This is a genomic window from Bradyrhizobium sp. USDA 4501, assembly GCF_054062115.1.
The window spans coordinates 8,749,357-8,766,117 of record NZ_JBSSEX010000001.1 but is presented as its reverse complement, the minus strand read 5'-3'; the positions used below and the strand labels follow the sequence as shown (position 1 = coordinate 8,766,117).

Genomic DNA, 16,761 nt, shown 5'->3' with positions numbered 1-16,761 from the left:
TTCTCCTTGAGAATCGAGTTAAACGAAGCTGAGGTCGGCATCGGCACCCAGCATCCAGGCGCCGACCGTCTCGAAATGACTGAAGCGGCCCTGCAATTGCTGCGTCACGGTGTGGATGTCGCGGAAGCGCCGCTCCAGCGGATGGCCGTCGAAGATCGCGGTGGCGCCGGCGGTATTGTAGGCGAAATCGACGGCCTCCCGCGCCTTGTGGATGGCATGCGTGGCCGCCATCCGGATCGTCATGCGCTGTGCCACCGTGATGCTGTGGCCGGCAACCAGATCCTTCCAGATGTCGGCCATCGACTGCAGCAGGAAGGCGCGGGCCGCGCGCAGATTGACCTCGGCCTGGGCGAGGCCGGACTGCACGACCGCATTGTCCCGCAGCGTCTTCTTCATGCCGCGCGGCACCTTGTTGCGGGCGACGTCGACGAAATTGTCGAGCGCGCTGCGGGCAATGCCGCAGGCGACCCCGGCAAAGCCGATCTGGTAGCAGGTGTGGTTGCTCATCCGGTACAGCGGGCCGTCCTCGCGGCACTCGCGGTCGAATTCGCGGGTGATCGAATGGTCCGCGCGGACGAAGAAATCGTCGAGCGCGAACTGGTCGCTGGCGGTACCGCGCAATCCGACCGTGTTCCAGATGTCGGTCCATTCGACGTCCTCGGTCCGTACCAGCATGGTGCGCTCGACCTGCTCGCCATTGGCGTCCCGGCGCGGCGATCCGTCCGCGGCATAGACCGGGCAGTGCGCGCCGAGCCAGGTGGCGTGCCGCCCGCCCGAGGCAAACGACCAGACCCCGGTGACGCGGTAGCCGCCCTCGCACTCGATGGCCTTGACCTTCGGGCCGGGGCCCCAGGCGAGCACGGCACGCGGCTCGGCAAACACTTCCTGCGCGACCGGCAGGTCGAGATAGGCCGCCGACATCGCGCAGCCGCCGGCCTGGCTCAGGCACCACGCCGTCGAGGCATCCGCCTTGGCGATGGTCTCGATGGTATGAAAGAAGGTGACGGGATCGGTTTCGATCCCGTCGGTTGAACGCGGCAGCAGCAGGCGGAACAGCCGCGCCTCATGCAGCCGGTCGAGCAGGTCGGGCGGCAGGCGGCGTGTCGTTTCGATATCGTTGGAGGCGGCCGCCACCGCGTCCCTGATCGCCTCGGCGCGGGCGATCACGTCGCGATCGCCGGTAAGGTCCGCAGAAGTCACATTCATGTTCGCCTCCCTCAGGCGCGCCGGATCGTTGCGGAGGCCGCGACGTCGACCGTCGCGTTGAGCTCCTTGTCGATCTGCTCGATCGATTTGCCCCGGGTCTCGAGCCCAAAGAACAAATAGACGGCCCCCGCCATCAGGAACCAGCAGCCGAGATAGACAAAGGCGGTCGGGATCTGGGTCAGTGGCACGTCGGGCTTGAGGTAGTTGTTCGAACCGACGATCAGCGCAAGCCCGACCGGCCCGATGATCTTGCCGATGCCGCCGAAGCCATAGGCCGACCCCATCCCCGTGGTACGCAGATGCGACGGCCAGACTTCCGCCGCGTAGGGACCGACGATCGCAAAGCCGCCGTCGGCGAAGAAGAAGGCGGCGGCCAGCAGCAGCCAGAACGCCGACATGCCGAACAAAGTCGCATCGTAGTGGTAGCCGGCAATGATCGTCAGCGCGCCGGCGCCGAAGCCGAGCAGGCCGCCGGCAACACGCCGTCCGAGCAGTTCAGAGAACCAGGAGAACGAGATGCGGCCGAGGAAGCCGGTGATGCTGAGCAGGATCATCATCTTGGCGGCTTCCTGCGGCGTCACCTTCAGCAGCAGCACGAACAGTGCGGGCGCCCATAGCGTGATGCCGTAGACGCCGGTTTGCGCGCCTGCATTGCCGAGCCAGGAGACGATCAGGCTGCGCGGATATTTGAACAGATCGAACCAGCTCGTGGTGATGATCGGACCGGCGTCGGCCGCGCTCGGCAGCGGCAGCTCCGACGGCGGCACCTGCAGCGCCCAGGCCAGCGACTTGCGGGCTTCGTCATAGCGTCCTTGCCGGCACAGCCAGCGCGGCGACTCCGGGACCCAGATCCGAACCAGCAGCACCAGGACCGACGGCAGCACGCCGATCGCAAACAACAGCCGCCATTGATCGGTTCCCATGACGGCTCCGAGCACCGCGCCGAGGCCGACGCCGAGCGGGATCACGCAGGTGACGAGGCCGCCGACCCAGCCGCGCTTGTGCGAGGGCATGAACTCCTGCACCAGCGGCAGGTCGACACAATAAAGACCGCCGACGCCGGTGCCGACGAAGAAGCGCAGGATCGCCAGATAGACCCAGCCATTATCGGGTGTGAAATAGAGCAGGCCGGTCGCAATCGAGAAGTTCAGCACCGTGCCGATGAAGACGATACGCCGCCCGACCCGGTCGGCGAGCCAGCCCCAGAGGTAGGCGCCGAGGATGGCGCCGATGCCGGAACTCATCAGCACGGTGGCCGACTGGCCGAAGGTGAGCTTCCACGGTCCGATCAGGAACGCGAGCACGAAGCCGATCAGGAAGTAGTCGAAGAATTCCAGCGCATCGCCGATGATGGCCGCCGCAAGGATCTTGATCTGGTTGCCGGTCAGAGTCGTCCGGCGATCGAGAATCTCGAACATGGCGCGTCTCCCCATGGCGCCTGTTCATTGTTCCCCGGAGCGTGCGTCGCGCCAGCGCATCGCCCATAGGATGAGGCTATCCTCGTGCCAGCGCGAACGACAAGCCCGCGCCGACGCGGGGCTCATCTGCATTCGCGCGATAAGCGGTTCGGCGTACTGCTGCGCACAAATGGTGGTGCGAAAGCCCGATGTGAGCCGCCGAAGCCGTTGACTTCTGCAATGCCGATCGCCCACGTTTGCGTGGAGGAAGCGGGGAGCAGCCGGGTGGACGAAAAGCGCAAGCATCCGCGAACCGAGGTCAATGAACCCGGCTATGTCTCGTCGGGCGGTTCGGTCATGCATTGCACGATCGTGAACATCTCGCCGGAGGGGGCGGCCATCGAGGTCGAGAATCCGGCCTTCGTCCCGCACCGATTCCGCCTGGTGATGGCCCGCGACGCCTCGGTCGTCTACGAGTGCCAGGTGATCTGGAGTAAGAAGTCGCGAATTGGAGTGAGTTTCGTGGCAACCGCCTGAGCGCGGCTATCTCGATTGGGGACGCCCATGAACCTGCGTGCCAAGGCGGTCGGGTTTCGTTGCTGGAACAGCAGGTGATCCGCCGATGACTCCGGAACCTGCAACGATCTGCCTTGGCTGCTGGCAAAACCTGCATATGCCGATCCCGTTGCGCGGTCCATTGGCGGCGCCGTTGCGTCTGTTCGGCGTCCGGCCGAGCCGCATGAACCCGAACACATGCTCGCTCTGCGAGATGGCCTTCTCGAAGATCATGAAGGCGCGCGCCGTGACCATCGACGCCACCATCCTGTTCGCCGATCTGCGCGGCTACACCACACTGACGCAGACCATCGCGCAGGACGGGCTGACCTCGCTGCTCGACGCGTTCTACGACGACTGTGCCGCCGCGATCTGGCGCTATGACGGCATCCTCAACAAGACCATCGGCGACGCCGTGTTCGCGATCTTCAATTTTCCGGTGCGGCGCGACGATCATGCCGTGCAGGCCTTGCTCGCGGCGCGTCAGATCCAGCGCAGTTTTCGCGACATGGCACGATGCGCTGGTGCGGGCGATCGGCGCCGGCGACATCGAGATCGGCATCGGAATCGGAATGGATAGCGGTGACACCAATTTCGGTGAGTTCGGCCAGGCCCACCGCGACCTGACGGCAGTCGGCACGGTGGTCAATCGCGCGGCACGCGCGCAGGCGGCCGCCAGGTCAGGCGAGATTCCTGTGACGACGGCCGTGCGGGATCGAACCCGCGACATGATCACGGCAGCCGGTGCCGATTACACCCTGAAGGGCTTCGACCAGCCCGTCACATTATTTCCTGCGTGAATTGGCTTTCGCGTGAATTGACGCGGCGCAAAAAAGACGGCTCCAGCGTGCAACTGCGCGCCGAAGCCGTCGGGGATGGTCGTTTGCCGATTACGAACGCCGCCTCAACGCAAGGTCGGCGGCTTGGTTCCAGCCCGTATGAAAATCTTCGAACCGGCGTCAGCGCCACATGCCGCGCATCCGGGCGCCGATGTCGATCGGCGGCGCGCGGTTGGCCGCGGAGGCCTGCGCGGCCGCGGCGCGCGGCCAGGTGGTCCGCTCGAACATCGGCAGCAGTCGTTCCGGGATGAAGCGGGTGCGCGAGGCATACATGTGGCGGTCGCCCTTGGCGGCCTGGCCGTGAACGAAGAAGCGCTGCGGCACCAGCAGATGCAGATCGTCCTTGGCGCGGGTCATCGCGACGTAGAGCAGGCGGCGCTCCTCCTCGAGTTCGGCCGACGTGCCGGCGCCGAGGTCGGAGGGCATGCAGCCGTCGACGACATTGAGCACATAGACGGATTTCCATTCCTGACCCTTGGCGGAATGGACCGTCGACAGGATCAGATAATCCTCATCGAGCAACGGCACGCCAGCCTGGTCGCTGGTCGCATCGGGTGGATCGAGCGTAAGCTCGGTGAGAAAACGTTCGCGTGACGGGTAGCCGGCGGCGATCTGCTCGAGCTGAATGAGATCGGCGCGGCGTACCTCGCTGTCCTCGTGGATGCGATCGAGATGCGGTTCGTACCAGAGGCGGGCGCGTTCGATATCGACGGGCCATTCCGAGTAGCGAAGGTTCTCGATGGCCTCCACGAACAGCCGCCAGTCCGCACCGGCGCGGGGCGGAGCGGGCAGCGCGACGAGCGCAGCAATCGGATCGGCGGCCTCGGTCATGCGGTCGAGCACCCGCTGCGCCGAGGCCGGTCCGACGCCGGGCAACAGATGCAGGATGCGGAAACCTGCAACCCGGTCGCGTGGATTGGCGGCGAAGCGCAGCAGCGCCAGCATGTCCTTGACATGCGCGGCGTCGAGGAATTTGAGGCCGCCGAATTTCACGAACGGAATGTTGCGGCGGGTCAGTTCGACCTCCAGCGGTCCGCTGTGCGAGGAGGTGCGGAACAGCACCGCCTGGTGCTTCAACAGGGTGCCTTCCTCACGATTGGCCAGCACCTGCTCGACGATGTAACGGGCCTGATCGGCCTCGTCGCGGATCGTGACGAGCAGCGGCTTACGGGTCGAGGTCCGGTCGGTCCACAGGTTCTTGGTGAAGCGCTCCTTGGCGAGCGAGATCACGCCATTGGCCGCCGACAGGATCGGCTGCGTCGAGCGATAGTTGCGATCGAGCGTGACGATCTCGGCGGCCGGGCTGAACTGGGCCGGGAAGTCAAGGATGTTGCGCACGGTGGCGGCGCGGAACGAATAGATCGACTGCGCGTCGTCGCCGACCACGGTGAGCCCGCGGCCCGCGGGCTTGAGCGCGAGCAGGATGGAGGACTGCAGGCGGTTGGTGTCCTGATATTCGTCGACCATCACATGGTCGAAACGGCCGCCGATCTCCTTGGCCAGCGCGCTGTCCGTCACCATCTGCGCCCAGTAGAGCAGGAGGTCGTCGTAATCGAGCACGTTCTGCCGCTGCTTGGCTTCGACATAGGCCCCGAACAGCTGTTTCAATTCACTGGCCCAACCGGAGCACCACGGGAAGAACTGGCCGAGCACGGCCTCGATCGGCATCTCCGCGTTCACGCAGCGCGAATAGATCGCAACGCAGGTGCCCTTGGTGGGGAACCGGCTTTCGGTGCCGGAGAGCCCGAGATCGTGGCGGACCAGATTGATCAGGTCGGCGGAATCCTCGCGGTCATGGATCGTGAAGGCCGGGTCGAGGCCGATACGCTCGGCGAATTCGCGCAGCAGCCGCGCGCCGATGCCGTGGAACGTGCCGGCCCAACTCAGCGCGTCGGTCATGACCGAGGCGCGATCGCCGAGCACGCGGCGCGCAATGCGCTCGACGCGGCCGGCCATCTCGGCGGCGGCGCGCCGCGAAAAGGTCATCAACAGGATGCGGCGCGGATCGGCGCCAGCGACGATCAGATGCGCGACGCGATGGGCGAGGGTGTTGGTCTTGCCGGACCCCGCGCCCGCGATCACCAACAGCGGCGCGCCGACGATGCAATCCTTGCCGACCCCGTGCTCGACAGCGCGGCGCTGCTCGGCATTGAGCGCATCGAGATAGGCTGTGTTGGCAAGATCAGTCACGAATCACCCCCACGAAACGCTAACAGACATTGCGATTCATTGGGGCCGGCGCGCCGAGGCGGACGCAGAGAAATTAGATTGACATTAACGCGGCGCGGCGCACAACCCCGCCATGGGTGACGTATCCAAATCCGACACGCCGCTGAAGGCGACGTTCAACGTGCGGCTGAACGGCGAGACGGTGACGCTCGCGACCGTCGGCCAGGCCTATAGCTTCATCAGCAATCTCAGCGCCGTCGAATGGATGGAGTTCCGCTCGCTGCATGACGAGGCATTGGTTGCGCTCGAGAGAGCGGCCGGTAACGCCATGCTGACGGTGCAAGCGACCAACGCGTTGCGGATGCTGTTCGTCCGCGCGAAACTGCTTTGAAAAGAAAATGAGCCGCCTTGGTGTTCCATTGGCCCTCCAAGGCGGCCCGAGAGTGCGGCTGAAGCGCATTGCGCACCCGGCCGTCGCGTGTACCGCCGTTACCTTGTTTGCGGCCATAACGAACAGCGCCTTACGCAACCACCGCCGATTCGGCTGTAGCCGCGGCACCACAATCACGGGCCAACGTCATCGACCAGGCGGTCATACACGAGCGCGGACCGGAGGTTCATGGTTGCGATCTTCAGATAGCTCGGCTCGCGCATGGCGTTGTTGAACATCATGATCGCCGTCTTCCAGTAGCCGCGCTCGCGCTGATCCAAGTTTAGCGCGGACAGGTAGTCCGCGGCGTCGCCGACCGTCGCGAGCGTTCGCCCGTCCTTCAGCGTAATCGGGAACGCAAGCGGCGACCGCTTCTCCAACTCCAGCACGTCAGGCTCCCCCAGGACCAAGCAGCAATAAAACAAAGCAGCAATAACAGGAACAGACCTAGCTGCGCCGCTATATCAAAGCCTTAAGGGGACGTCCGGCCTGGCTGGCGCGGACGGTCAGAACGAATCCGCCAGCGCGATCTCCGCCTTCAGCGCGTCGATCCGCCGTTCGGCTTCCTCGGACGTCAGGTCGCGTGCGTACTGGTTCGGCTGATAGGCCTCCTCGGCAAGGCTCCTCAACCGCAGCGCCTGGGCACGGGTCATCAGCCCACCAAGCCGCTCCGCGACCCCACCATATCTTACCGCTGCCACGCTCATTGCTTGCCTCGCTTGCTGGATCGTGACTTGACAATATGTTCTATTTTTGTTCTAACAAGACATGGACAATAAGATCAATGAAATTCGGCGCAAGATCAGCACGTTGCGAGCTGAGATGAGCCTGATCGAGGCGTCGATCCGGGATCAGGTCAACCGTGACCTCGATTGCAGTGAAGCATCGTACCGGCTGATCGCGATGCGAGCCGAAGTGGTCCAACTGGTCGGCCGGTGGAAAGCCGCCGGCGGCGGCGAGCGTCTCCCCACGGTCCGGGAGCGGCTGAGCCGGAGCTTCGAGGACCGCGCCGGCGCGAAGATCAAGGTGGACAAGGACAAGGCGAAGCCTACGCCCGGTCACAGCAACGCCCGGGTGTGATCCGGGGGTTTGTCCAAAGAAGGGAGCCTCGAACACCGGCTCAGGCCCAAATCAGGTTTCAAGGAAGGAACTGGAACCGCAGGATCTGCATTTTCTTGTGGTGAGAGCCAATACCATAGCATCGCCCAGCGCCATGATCGCCGATCCGACCGCGCCACCGCGGGCATCGATGAATGACGATCGCAGTCCACTGCTGACGCTGATCTCCTGCATCAGCTGCATCAGGACGATGCGGCTCGAGAGCAGCCATCCGGGCAGCGAGGGCAGGGATATTCTTCAGTACCGCTGCGAGCAATGCAGCCGCATCGAGCGGGTGCAATTGGTGCGGCGAAGCTGGCCGGCGGAACGCTAGCCTTTCGATTTAGAGCTAGTGTCCCGAATCCGAAGTTCGCATCATTTGCCGCACCTTCGGAGCGAACTTCGCATTCATAAAGCACACTAGCAAACTTATGATTCTAGTGTGCTTTATGAATGCGAAGTTCGTGAAAGTGGCTGCCGCGAAATCGCACGAACTTCGCATTCATAAAGCACACTAGGAGCGGGCTTTCGCCTTTGGTCTTGCCACGACGTCATGCGCGGTGGCATCGAACTCGCTCGAAGCGTTGCCGGATGGCCCGCTCGTCGCGCTGCCGACGCCGTGCCCCGTCAACTTTGCGAGTTCGCGGCTGAGGTCGTGGATGTGGTACGGCTTGCGCAACACCGGAAAGTCGGACCTCACGTCGCGTGCGCTCGCGCTGTAGCCTGTCGTCAGCAGGATCGGCAGCTCGGGCTTTCTGTCCCGGATCGTGCGCGCCAGCTTCAGTCCATCGATCCTGCCGGGCATGACGATGTCGCTGAACACCACATCGATCCCGTTGGCGTCGATCTCCGACAAGGCGGCCTCCGCGTTCGAGGCCCAGCGCACGATGTAGCCGAGCTGTTCGAGCAGGCCCGTGCTCGCATCGGCGACGGCAGGATTGTCCTCGATCAGCAGGATCGTGGCCAAGCCGGGCGTGCTGTGCCCCGTAGCCGTGCGCTTTGCGGCCGCAGTCCCGCGCGGGAGATAGATGCTGACCGTCGTGCCCTTGCCGAGCGCGCTTGTAATCTCGACCCGGCCATCCGCCTGGTGCGCGAAACCGTGAACCTGGGACAGCCCAAGGCCGGTCCCTTTGCCGACCGGCTTGGTGGTGAAGAAGGGATCAAAGACCTTGTTCATGACATCGTCTGGAATGCCTTCGCCGGTGTCGGTAATGCTGACGACCACCTGGGCGGCTTCCGGGACATTGCGCGCCGCGACGGTCAGCGTGCCGCCGCCGGTCATCGCATCCCGGGCATTGACCACGAGGTTGATCAGCGCGGTCTCAAATTCCGTCGGATCGACGAAGATCGGCCAGAGATCCGGTCCGATCTCCATGTTCAGCTTGATCGCGCCGCCGAGCGCGCTGGTCAAAACCTCTCGCACCGCGGTGATCCTGTCAGCGACGTTGATGGTCTGCGGATTGACACTCTGCCGACGCGCGAAGGTGAGGAGCTGCCTGGTCAGGGACGCGGCACGCTCGGATGCGGTTTCGATCGCGCCGAGTGCAAGCGTCCCCCGTTCGCTCATCACCTCGCGCTTGATCCGGTGCAGATTGCCGGAGATGATCATCAGCAGGTTGTTGAAGTCGTGCGCGACGCCGCCGGTCAGTTGGCCGAGCGCATCCATCTTTTGCGATTCCGCAAGCTGACGCTGCACCTGTTCGAGCTTCTGATGCGCGTCGCGCCGCTCGGAAATATCCCGGGTGATCTTGGCGAAGCCGACCAGGCTGCCGTCGGTATCGCGGATCGGATCGATCACGACGCTCGCCCGGAAGAACGAACCGTCCTTGCGGACCCGCCAGCCTTCCTCCACGTAATGCCCGGTCTCTTCCGCGATCTTGAGCGCATGGGCGGGCTTGCCGGCAGCCTGGTCGGCCGGCGTATAGAACCGCGAGAAGTGCTGGCCGATGATTTCGCCGGGCGAATAGCCCTTGATGCGCTCGCCGCCGGCGTTCCAATTGGCGACGATGCCGGCCGGCGTCAGCATATAGAGCGCATAGTCGGTGACATTGCTCACCAGCAGGCGGAACTGGCTTTCGCTGGCCTCGAGATCCGCGCGCGCCTGATGCCGCTCGGTGATGTCGCGGGTGACCATTGTGTAGCCGACGAGCTTGCGCTTCTCGTAGATCGGATCGATGACCACAGCGGCGTAGAATTGCGACCCGTCCTTGCGGACGGACCAGCCTTCGGCCGCTGAGTGCTTCTCCTTCCGCGCCATCTGCAGCGCTCTCGCCGGAACGCCGGATGCGCGGTCTTCGGCAGCATAGAAGACCGAGAAGTGCTTGCCGAGGATCGCCTTGGCCGGATAGCCCGTGATGCGCTCGGCGCCCTTGTTCCAGTTGATGACCCGGCCATCGGGGCCGAGCGTGCAAATGGCGTAGTCGACCACGCCGCCAGCCACCGGCCGACGATCGTGCCGGCTCTCGACGATGCCCCGTTTGAGTTGTTCTGATTTCTTAACCATCACCGATCCTGCCCCCGCCCGAAACGCGCGGGGATGGTCAATGTTCCATGCGAGCACGAGGACCGGGCGATCAGGGCCGGCTCCGTCGTTCTTCGGAAAAGTTCGGCCAACGGTCGGAACTTTTGGTTCCAATCGCGATTAAGGTACTCGGTTTGCGTCACAAATTGCGGTTTTGGCGTTTTCCCGCTTGAATAGATCAAGGGCAGTCATTCTTATGGTCACACTGGCTTTTCCGAGTCTCTGGATTCGCAGCCAGCGCGTAGGGGAAATTACATGACCGATCTCGGTTCGTCGCCTCGTCCCCGTGCTGATACGCGCCGCAGCCAGCAATCAAACGGAAGCCTCGATTCCTCGCATGACCTGCTGCAGTCGCTGCAGGCGATGCGCGCCGGCGACTTCTCGGTCCGGATGCGTGGCGACTATCTCGGCATCGACGGCAAGATCGCAGACGCCTTCAACGAAATCGCAGCCGCCAACGAGCGCATGGCGCAGCAATTGGCGCGCGTCGGCCAGGTCGTCGGCCGCGAGGGACAGACCCGCCAGCGCGTCAATTTCGGCCTCGCCAGCGGCGCCTGGGCCGATATGGAGAGCTCGGTCAACACGCTGATCGACGATCTGCTGTGGCCGACCCGCGAGGTCACCCGCGCGGTCGCTGCGGTGGCGCAAGGCGACCTGCTGCAGACCGTGCAGCTCGACGTCGAGGGCCGGCCTTTGCGCGGCGAATTCCTGCAGTCGGCGAACATCGTCAACACGATGATCAAGCAGCTCTCGGTGTTCACCTCGGAGGTCACGCGCGTGGCGCGCGAAGTCGGCACCGAGGGCAAGCTCGGCGGCCAGGCCCAGGTGCCGGAAGTGACCGGCGTCTGGAAAGACCTGACCGAGAGCGTCAACTCGATGGCCAACAACCTGACCGGCCAGGTCCGCAACATCGCCGAGGTGACGATCGCGGTCGCCAACGGCGACCTGTCCAAGAAGATCACGGTCGACGTCCGCGGCGAGATCCTGCAGCTGAAGGAAGCCATCAACACGATGGTCGATCAGCTGCGTTCGTTCGCTTCCGAAGTGACGCGCGTGGCGCGCGAGGTCGGCACCGACGGCAAGCTCGGCGGCCAGGCGATCGTGCCCGGCGTCGCCGGTACCTGGAAGGACCTCACCGACTCGGTGAACGCGATGTGCGGCAACCTGACCGCCCAGGTGCGCAACATCGCCAACGTGACCACGGCCGTGGCGCGCGGCGACCTGTCGCGCAAGATCACGGTCGACGTCAGCGGCGAGATTTTGGAGCTGAAGGACACCATCAACACGATGGTGGACCAGCTCAACTCGTTCGCGTCGGAAGTGACGCGTGTGGCGCGCGAGGTCGGCACCGAGGGCAAGCTCGGCGGCCAGGCCCAGGTGCCCGGCGTTGCCGGCACCTGGAAGGACCTGACCGACAACGTCAACTTCATGGCGTCGAACCTGACTGCGCAGGTCCGCAACATCGCCGACGTCGCGACCGCGATCGCCGGCGGCGACCTCTCGAAGAAGATCACGGTCAACGTGTCGGGCGAGATCCTTCAGCTGAAGGAAACGCTGAACACCATGGTGGACCAGCTCAACGCGTTCGCGTCGGAAGTGACGCGCGTGGCGCGCGAGGTCGGCACCGAAGGCAAGCTCGGCGGCCAGGCCAACGTGCTCGGCGTCGCCGGCACCTGGAAGGATCTGACCGACAACGTCAACTTCATGGCGTCGAACCTGACCGCGCAGGTGCGCAACATCGCCGCCGTGACGACCGCGGTCGCTGGCGGCGACCTCTCGAAGAAAATCACGGTGGACGTGCGCGGCGAAATCCTCGAGCTGAAGGACACCATCAACACGATGGTCGATCAGCTCAACGCCTTCGCCGGCGAAGTGACGCGCGTGGCGCGCGAGGTCGGCACCGAAGGCAAGCTCGGTGGCCAGGCCGAGGTGCGCGGCGTCGCCGGCACCTGGAAGGATCTCACCGACAGCGTCAACTCGATGGCCTCGAACCTGACCGCGCAGGTCCGCAACATCGCTGAGGTCGCGACCGCGGTGGCGAAGGGCGACCTGTCGAAGAAGATCACGGTGAACGTGTCGGGCGAAATCCTTCAGCTGAAGGAAACGCTGAACACGATGGTGGACCAGCTCAACGCCTTCGCCGGCGAGGTGACTCGCGTGGCGCGCGAGGTCGGTACCGACGGCAAGCTCGGCGGCCAGGCCGAGGTGCCCGGCGTCGCCGGCACCTGGAAGGACCTGACGGACAGCGTCAACTCGATGGCCGGCAATCTCACGGCGCAGGTGCGTAACATCGCCGAGGTCGCGACCGCGATCGCCGGCGGCGACCTGTCGCGCAAGATCACCGTCGACGTGCGCGGCGAGATCCTTCAGCTGAAGCAAACGCTGAACACGATGGTCGACCAGCTCAACCGCTTCGCGGGCGAGGTGACGCGCGTGGCGCGCGAGGTCGGCACCGACGGCAGCCTCGGCGGCCAGGCCAACGTGCCCGGCGTCGCCGGCACCTGGAAAGACTTGACCGACAACGTCAACTCGATGGCCGGCAACCTGACCGCGCAGGTCCGCAACATCGCGGAGGTGACCACCGCCGTGGCGCGCGGCGACTTATCGCGCAAGATCACCGTCGACGTGAAGGGCGAAATCCTCGAGCTCAAGAACACCATCAACACGATGGTGGACCAGCTCAATGCGTTTGCGGGCGAGGTGACGCGCGTGGCGCGCGAGGTCGGCACCGAGGGCAAGCTCGGCGGCCAGGCCGAAGTGCCCGGCGTCGCCGGCACCTGGAAGGATTTGACCGACAACGTCAACTTCATGGCGTCGAACCTGACCGCGCAGGTCCGCAACATCGCCGAGGTCGCGAGCGCGATCGCCGGCGGCGACCTGTCGAAGAAGATCACCGTGGACGTGCGCGGCGAGATCCTGCTGCTCAAGGACACCCTGAACACGATGGTCGAGCAGCTGCGCTCGTTCGCCGCCGAAGTGACGCGCGTGGCGCGCGAGGTCGGCACCGAGGGACGGCTCGGTGGCCAGGCCGTGGTGCCCGGCGTCGGCGGCACCTGGAAGGACCTCACCGACAACGTCAACCTGCTGGCGGCGAACCTGACCACCCAGGTGCGCAACATCGCCGAAGTCACCACCGCGGTGGCGCGCGGCGACCTGTCGCGCAAGATCACGGTCGACGTGAAGGGCGAAATCCTCGAGCTCAAGAACACCATCAACACCATGGTCGACCAGCTCAACGCCTTCGCCGGCGAGGTGACGCGCGTGGCGCGCGAGGTCGGCACCGAGGGCAAGCTCGGCGGCCAGGCCGAGGTGCGCGGCGTTGCCGGCACCTGGAAGGACCTCACCGACACCGTCAACGTCATGGCGGTCAACCTGACCGAGCAGGTGCGCGGCATCGTCAAGGTGGTGACCGCGGTCGCCAACGGCGACCTGAAGCAGAACCTGACGGTGAAGTCGAAGGGCGAGGTGGCCGCGCTCGCCGACACCATCAACAACATGACCGAGACGCTTGCGACCTTCGCCGAACAGGTCACCAGCGTGGCTCGCGAGGTCGGCGTCGAGGGACGGCTCGGCGGTCAGGCCAACGTGCCCGGGGCGGCCGGCACCTGGAAGGATCTCACCGGCAACGTCAACCTGCTCGCGGCCAACCTGACCTCGCAGGTGCGCGCGATCGCGGAAGTGGCGACCGCCGTGACCAAGGGCGACCTGACGCGCTCGATCCAGGTCGACGTCCGCGGCGAGGTCGCCGAGCTCAAGGACAACATCAACACGATGATCGGCAACCTCCGTCTGACCACGGAGCGCAACACCGAACAAGACTGGCTGAAGACCAATCTGGCGCGCTTCACCAACATGCTGCAGGGCCAGCGCGATCTTGCGACCGTCGGCCGGCTGCTGCTGACCGAGCTTGCGCCGCTGATCAACGCGCATATGGGCGTGATCTACCAGGTCGACAATCCCGAGAATGCGCAGTTGCGCCTGTTGTCGGCCTATGCCAGCGACAGCAGCAATCCGCATCCGCAGATCGTCCAGTTCGGCGAGGGATTGATCGGCCAATGCGCGCTCGACAAGCGCCAGCGCCTCGTCTCCGAAATTCCCGGCGATGCGGTGCCGATCAATTCGGCCTTGATGCGGATCATGCCGAAGAACCTCGTCGTGTTTCCGGTGCAGTTCGAGAACCAGGTCAAGGCGGTGATCGAGCTGTCCTCGATCTCCTCGTTCACGACCTCGCAGATCACCTTCCTCGAACAGTTGACCGACAGCATCGGCATCGTGCTCAACAGCATCGAGGCGACGATGCAGACCGAGGCGCTGCTCAAGCAGTCGCAACAGCTCGCCGGCGAGTTGCAGACCCAGCAGAAGGAATTGCAGCAGACCAACGATCAGCTGGAGCAGAAGGCCCAGCAGCTGGCCGAACGCAATGTCGACGTCGAGCGCAAGAACCAGGAAATCGAGCAGGCGCGGCGCGCGCTGGAAGAAAAGGCGACCGAGCTGTCGCTGACTTCGAAGTACAAATCCGAATTCCTCGCCAACATGTCTCACGAGTTGCGGACACCGCTGAACTCGATCCTGATCCTGGGCCAGCAGCTCACCGAAAATCCCGACGGCAATCTGACCGGCAAGCAGGTCGAGTTCGCCCGCACCATTCACGGCGCCGGCACCGACCTGTTGAACCTGATCAGCGACATCCTCGATCTCTCCAAGATCGAGTCCGGCACGGTGACGGTCGACGCCGAGGAGATTTTGACATCGAGCCTGCTCGAGACCGTCGGACGGCCGTTCCGGCACGAGGCGGAGAACCGGCATCTCTCGTTCAGCATCGATGTCGACGCCAATCTTGCGCGCAGCATGGTGACCGACTCCAAGCGGCTGCAGCAGGTGCTCAAGAACCTGTTGTCGAATGCGTTCAAGTTCACCGCGGAAGGCGGCGTCAGCCTGACCGTGTCGGCCGCGCTCGGCGGCTGGAGTGTGGAGCATCCGATCCTCAACGCGGCGCCTGCGGTCGTTGCGTTCGAGGTGTCGGATACCGGCATCGGCATTCCACAGGACAAGCAGAAGCTGATCTTCGAGGCGTTCCAGCAAGCCGACGCCGGCACCAGCCGCAAATATGGCGGCACCGGTCTTGGACTGGCGATCAGCCGTGAGCTCGCGGGTCTGCTCGGCGGCGAGATCCATCTGCGCAGTGCGACGGGCAAGGGCTCGACCTTCACGCTCTATCTGCCGCTGAAATATGCCGGACCCTCGGTGGCACTGCGCCCGCAGGCTCAGCCGATCGCGATGCCGCACGCGCCGGCGCCGGCACTGCAGGCTTCGGGCGCGCAGGAGCGTGTGATCGAGCAGCTTCCGGACGACCGGCTCGATCTCGAGCCCGGCGACACCATCCTGCTGATCGTCGAGGACGATCCGCATTACGCGCGGGTGCTGATCGATCTGGCGCGCGACAAGGGCTTCAAGGTGCTGGTCGCAAGCCGCGGCGCCGAAGCGCTGGATCTGGCCAAGCAGTTCCAGCCGAGCGCGGTGTCGCTCGACGTCTTCCTGCCCGACATGCTCGGCTGGACGGTGCTGAGCCAGCTCAAGCACAATCCGCTGACCCGTCACATTCCGGTTCAGATCATCACGCTCGACGAGGACCGGCAGCACGCGCTGGCGCGCGGCGCGTTCTCCTTCGTCAACAAGCCGACGACGACGGAAGGCGTCAGCGCTGCGCTGTCGCAGATCAAGGAATACGCCAGACCACGCCGCAAGCGCCTGCTGATCGTGGAGGACAATGCGGCGGAGCAGCTCAGCATCACCGAACTGCTCGGGCACGAGGATATCGAGATCGTGACCACCGGCACCGGGGCAGGGGCGCTCTCGACGATGCGCGAAAATCCGTGCGACTGCGTCGTGCTCGACCTGCGCCTGCCCGACATGAGCGGTTTCGAAGTGCTGGATCAGATCCGCAAGGACGAGACGCTGTCCAATATACCCGTCGTCGTGTTTACGGGCCGGGAACTTTCAGCGGAAGAAGACGCGGAACTGCATACGATGGCGCGCAGCATCGTCGTCAAAGGCGTGGAATCGCCGGAGCGTCTGCTCGACGAAACGTCATTGTTCCTGCACCGTGTGATCACGGAATTGCCCGTCGAAAAACAGAGGATGCTGGAGAAGCTCAATAGTTCCGATGAGGATCTTATTGGCAAGACCGCACTGCTGGTCGACGACGATGCCCGCAACATCTTCGCGCTCTCGAGCGTGTTGGAGCGGCGAGGTATGAAGGTGTTGACTGCGACAACCGGTCACGAGGCCATCTCGCTGGTCGAATCCAATCCCAAGATTGCGATCGTGCTGATGGACATCATGATGCCGCAGATGGACGGTTACCAGACCATCGGCGCCATCCGGCAAAACTCCGCCTTCGCGCGGCTGCCGATCATCGCGCTGACCGCGAAGGCGATGAAAGGCGATCGAGAGAAATGCCTGGAGGCAGGCGCGTCCGACTATCTGGCGAAACCCGTGAACACCGAGCAACTGCTGCTGGCGATCCGCATGTGGCTGCACCGCTGA

13 protein-coding genes are annotated in these 16,761 nt (G+C 64.4%); 7 read left to right on the top strand and 6 right to left on the bottom strand.

Going from position 1 to position 16,761, the window contains the following annotated elements:
* Nucleotides 1-18: 18 nt before the first annotated feature.
* Entirely contained in the window at nucleotides 19-1,206 is a 1,188-nt protein-coding gene (locus ACVWZM_RS40895) for an acyl-CoA dehydrogenase family protein (RefSeq protein WP_456856067.1), read from the bottom strand.
* Between the two features lie 11 nt (nucleotides 1,207-1,217).
* Nucleotides 1,218-2,624: an MFS transporter gene (locus ACVWZM_RS40890; RefSeq protein WP_456784951.1), complete on the bottom strand. Its 1,407-nt coding sequence runs from the start codon at nucleotides 2,622-2,624 to the stop codon at nucleotides 1,218-1,220.
* Between the two features lie 264 nt (nucleotides 2,625-2,888).
* Here ACVWZM_RS40890 and ACVWZM_RS40885 point away from each other — a divergent pair, with 264 nt between their 5' ends.
* From ACVWZM_RS40885 to ACVWZM_RS40875, 3 genes are all read left to right on the top strand, one after another.
* Complete coding sequence (locus ACVWZM_RS40885) at nucleotides 2,889-3,140, top strand: PilZ domain-containing protein (protein ID WP_076828861.1); 252 nt, start codon at nucleotides 2,889-2,891, stop codon at nucleotides 3,138-3,140.
* Between the two features lie 85 nt (nucleotides 3,141-3,225).
* Complete coding sequence (locus tag ACVWZM_RS40880) at nucleotides 3,226-3,738, top strand: adenylate/guanylate cyclase domain-containing protein (protein WP_456856065.1); 513 nt, start codon at nucleotides 3,226-3,228, stop codon at nucleotides 3,736-3,738.
* A complete protein-coding gene (locus ACVWZM_RS40875) occupies nucleotides 3,731-3,958 on the top strand; it encodes a hypothetical protein (protein ID WP_456856063.1) in 228 nt (75 codons plus the stop codon). Before ACVWZM_RS40880 ends, ACVWZM_RS40875 begins: the two co-directional genes overlap by 8 nt.
* 159 nt (nucleotides 3,959-4,117) lie before the next feature.
* On the opposite strand, the gene ACVWZM_RS40870 is transcribed toward ACVWZM_RS40875, so the two are convergent.
* Nucleotides 4,118-6,187 (bottom strand): ATP-dependent helicase, encoded by a 2,070-nt coding sequence (locus ACVWZM_RS40870; protein ID WP_456856061.1) that lies wholly within the window; start codon nucleotides 6,185-6,187, stop codon nucleotides 4,118-4,120.
* A gap of 112 nt (nucleotides 6,188-6,299) precedes the next feature.
* On the opposite strand from ACVWZM_RS40870, the gene ACVWZM_RS40865 reads away from it, so the two are divergent.
* Nucleotides 6,300-6,557 carry a hypothetical protein gene (locus tag ACVWZM_RS40865; protein WP_456856059.1) on the top strand — a complete coding sequence of 86 codons (258 nt, stop codon included), beginning with the start codon at nucleotides 6,300-6,302 and terminating at the stop codon, nucleotides 6,555-6,557.
* A gap of 173 nt (nucleotides 6,558-6,730) precedes the next feature.
* Here ACVWZM_RS40865 and ACVWZM_RS40860 read toward each other — a convergent pair whose 3' ends face one another.
* Together ACVWZM_RS40860 and ACVWZM_RS40855 are read right to left on the bottom strand one after the other, a co-directional pair.
* Nucleotides 6,731-6,985 (bottom strand): hypothetical protein, encoded by a 255-nt coding sequence (locus ACVWZM_RS40860; RefSeq protein ID WP_028332017.1) that lies wholly within the window; start codon nucleotides 6,983-6,985, stop codon nucleotides 6,731-6,733.
* A gap of 117 nt (nucleotides 6,986-7,102) precedes the next feature.
* Nucleotides 7,103-7,303, bottom strand: coding sequence for a DUF3072 domain-containing protein (locus ACVWZM_RS40855; protein ID WP_026192767.1), 201 nt, complete (start codon nucleotides 7,301-7,303; stop codon nucleotides 7,103-7,105).
* A gap of 61 nt (nucleotides 7,304-7,364) precedes the next feature.
* Between ACVWZM_RS40855 and ACVWZM_RS40850 the strand changes: the two genes are divergently transcribed.
* Both ACVWZM_RS40850 and ACVWZM_RS40845 read left to right on the top strand, forming a co-directional pair.
* Complete coding sequence (locus ACVWZM_RS40850) at nucleotides 7,365-7,676, top strand: hypothetical protein (protein ID WP_456856057.1); 312 nt, start codon at nucleotides 7,365-7,367, stop codon at nucleotides 7,674-7,676.
* 169 nt (nucleotides 7,677-7,845) lie between these two features.
* A complete protein-coding gene (locus ACVWZM_RS40845) occupies nucleotides 7,846-8,028 on the top strand; it encodes a hypothetical protein (protein ID WP_225646739.1) in 183 nt (60 codons plus the stop codon).
* Between the two features lie 180 nt (nucleotides 8,029-8,208).
* Here the strand turns inward: ACVWZM_RS40845 and ACVWZM_RS40840 are convergent, their stop codons facing one another.
* Nucleotides 8,209-10,197 (bottom strand): PAS domain S-box protein, encoded by a 1,989-nt coding sequence (locus ACVWZM_RS40840; protein ID WP_456856055.1) that lies wholly within the window; start codon nucleotides 10,195-10,197, stop codon nucleotides 8,209-8,211.
* A 273-nt stretch (nucleotides 10,198-10,470) separates the two neighbouring features.
* Between ACVWZM_RS40840 and ACVWZM_RS40835 the strand changes: the two genes are divergently transcribed.
* Nucleotides 10,471-16,761, top strand: coding sequence for a HAMP domain-containing protein (locus tag ACVWZM_RS40835; protein ID WP_057018674.1), 6,291 nt, complete (start codon nucleotides 10,471-10,473; stop codon nucleotides 16,759-16,761).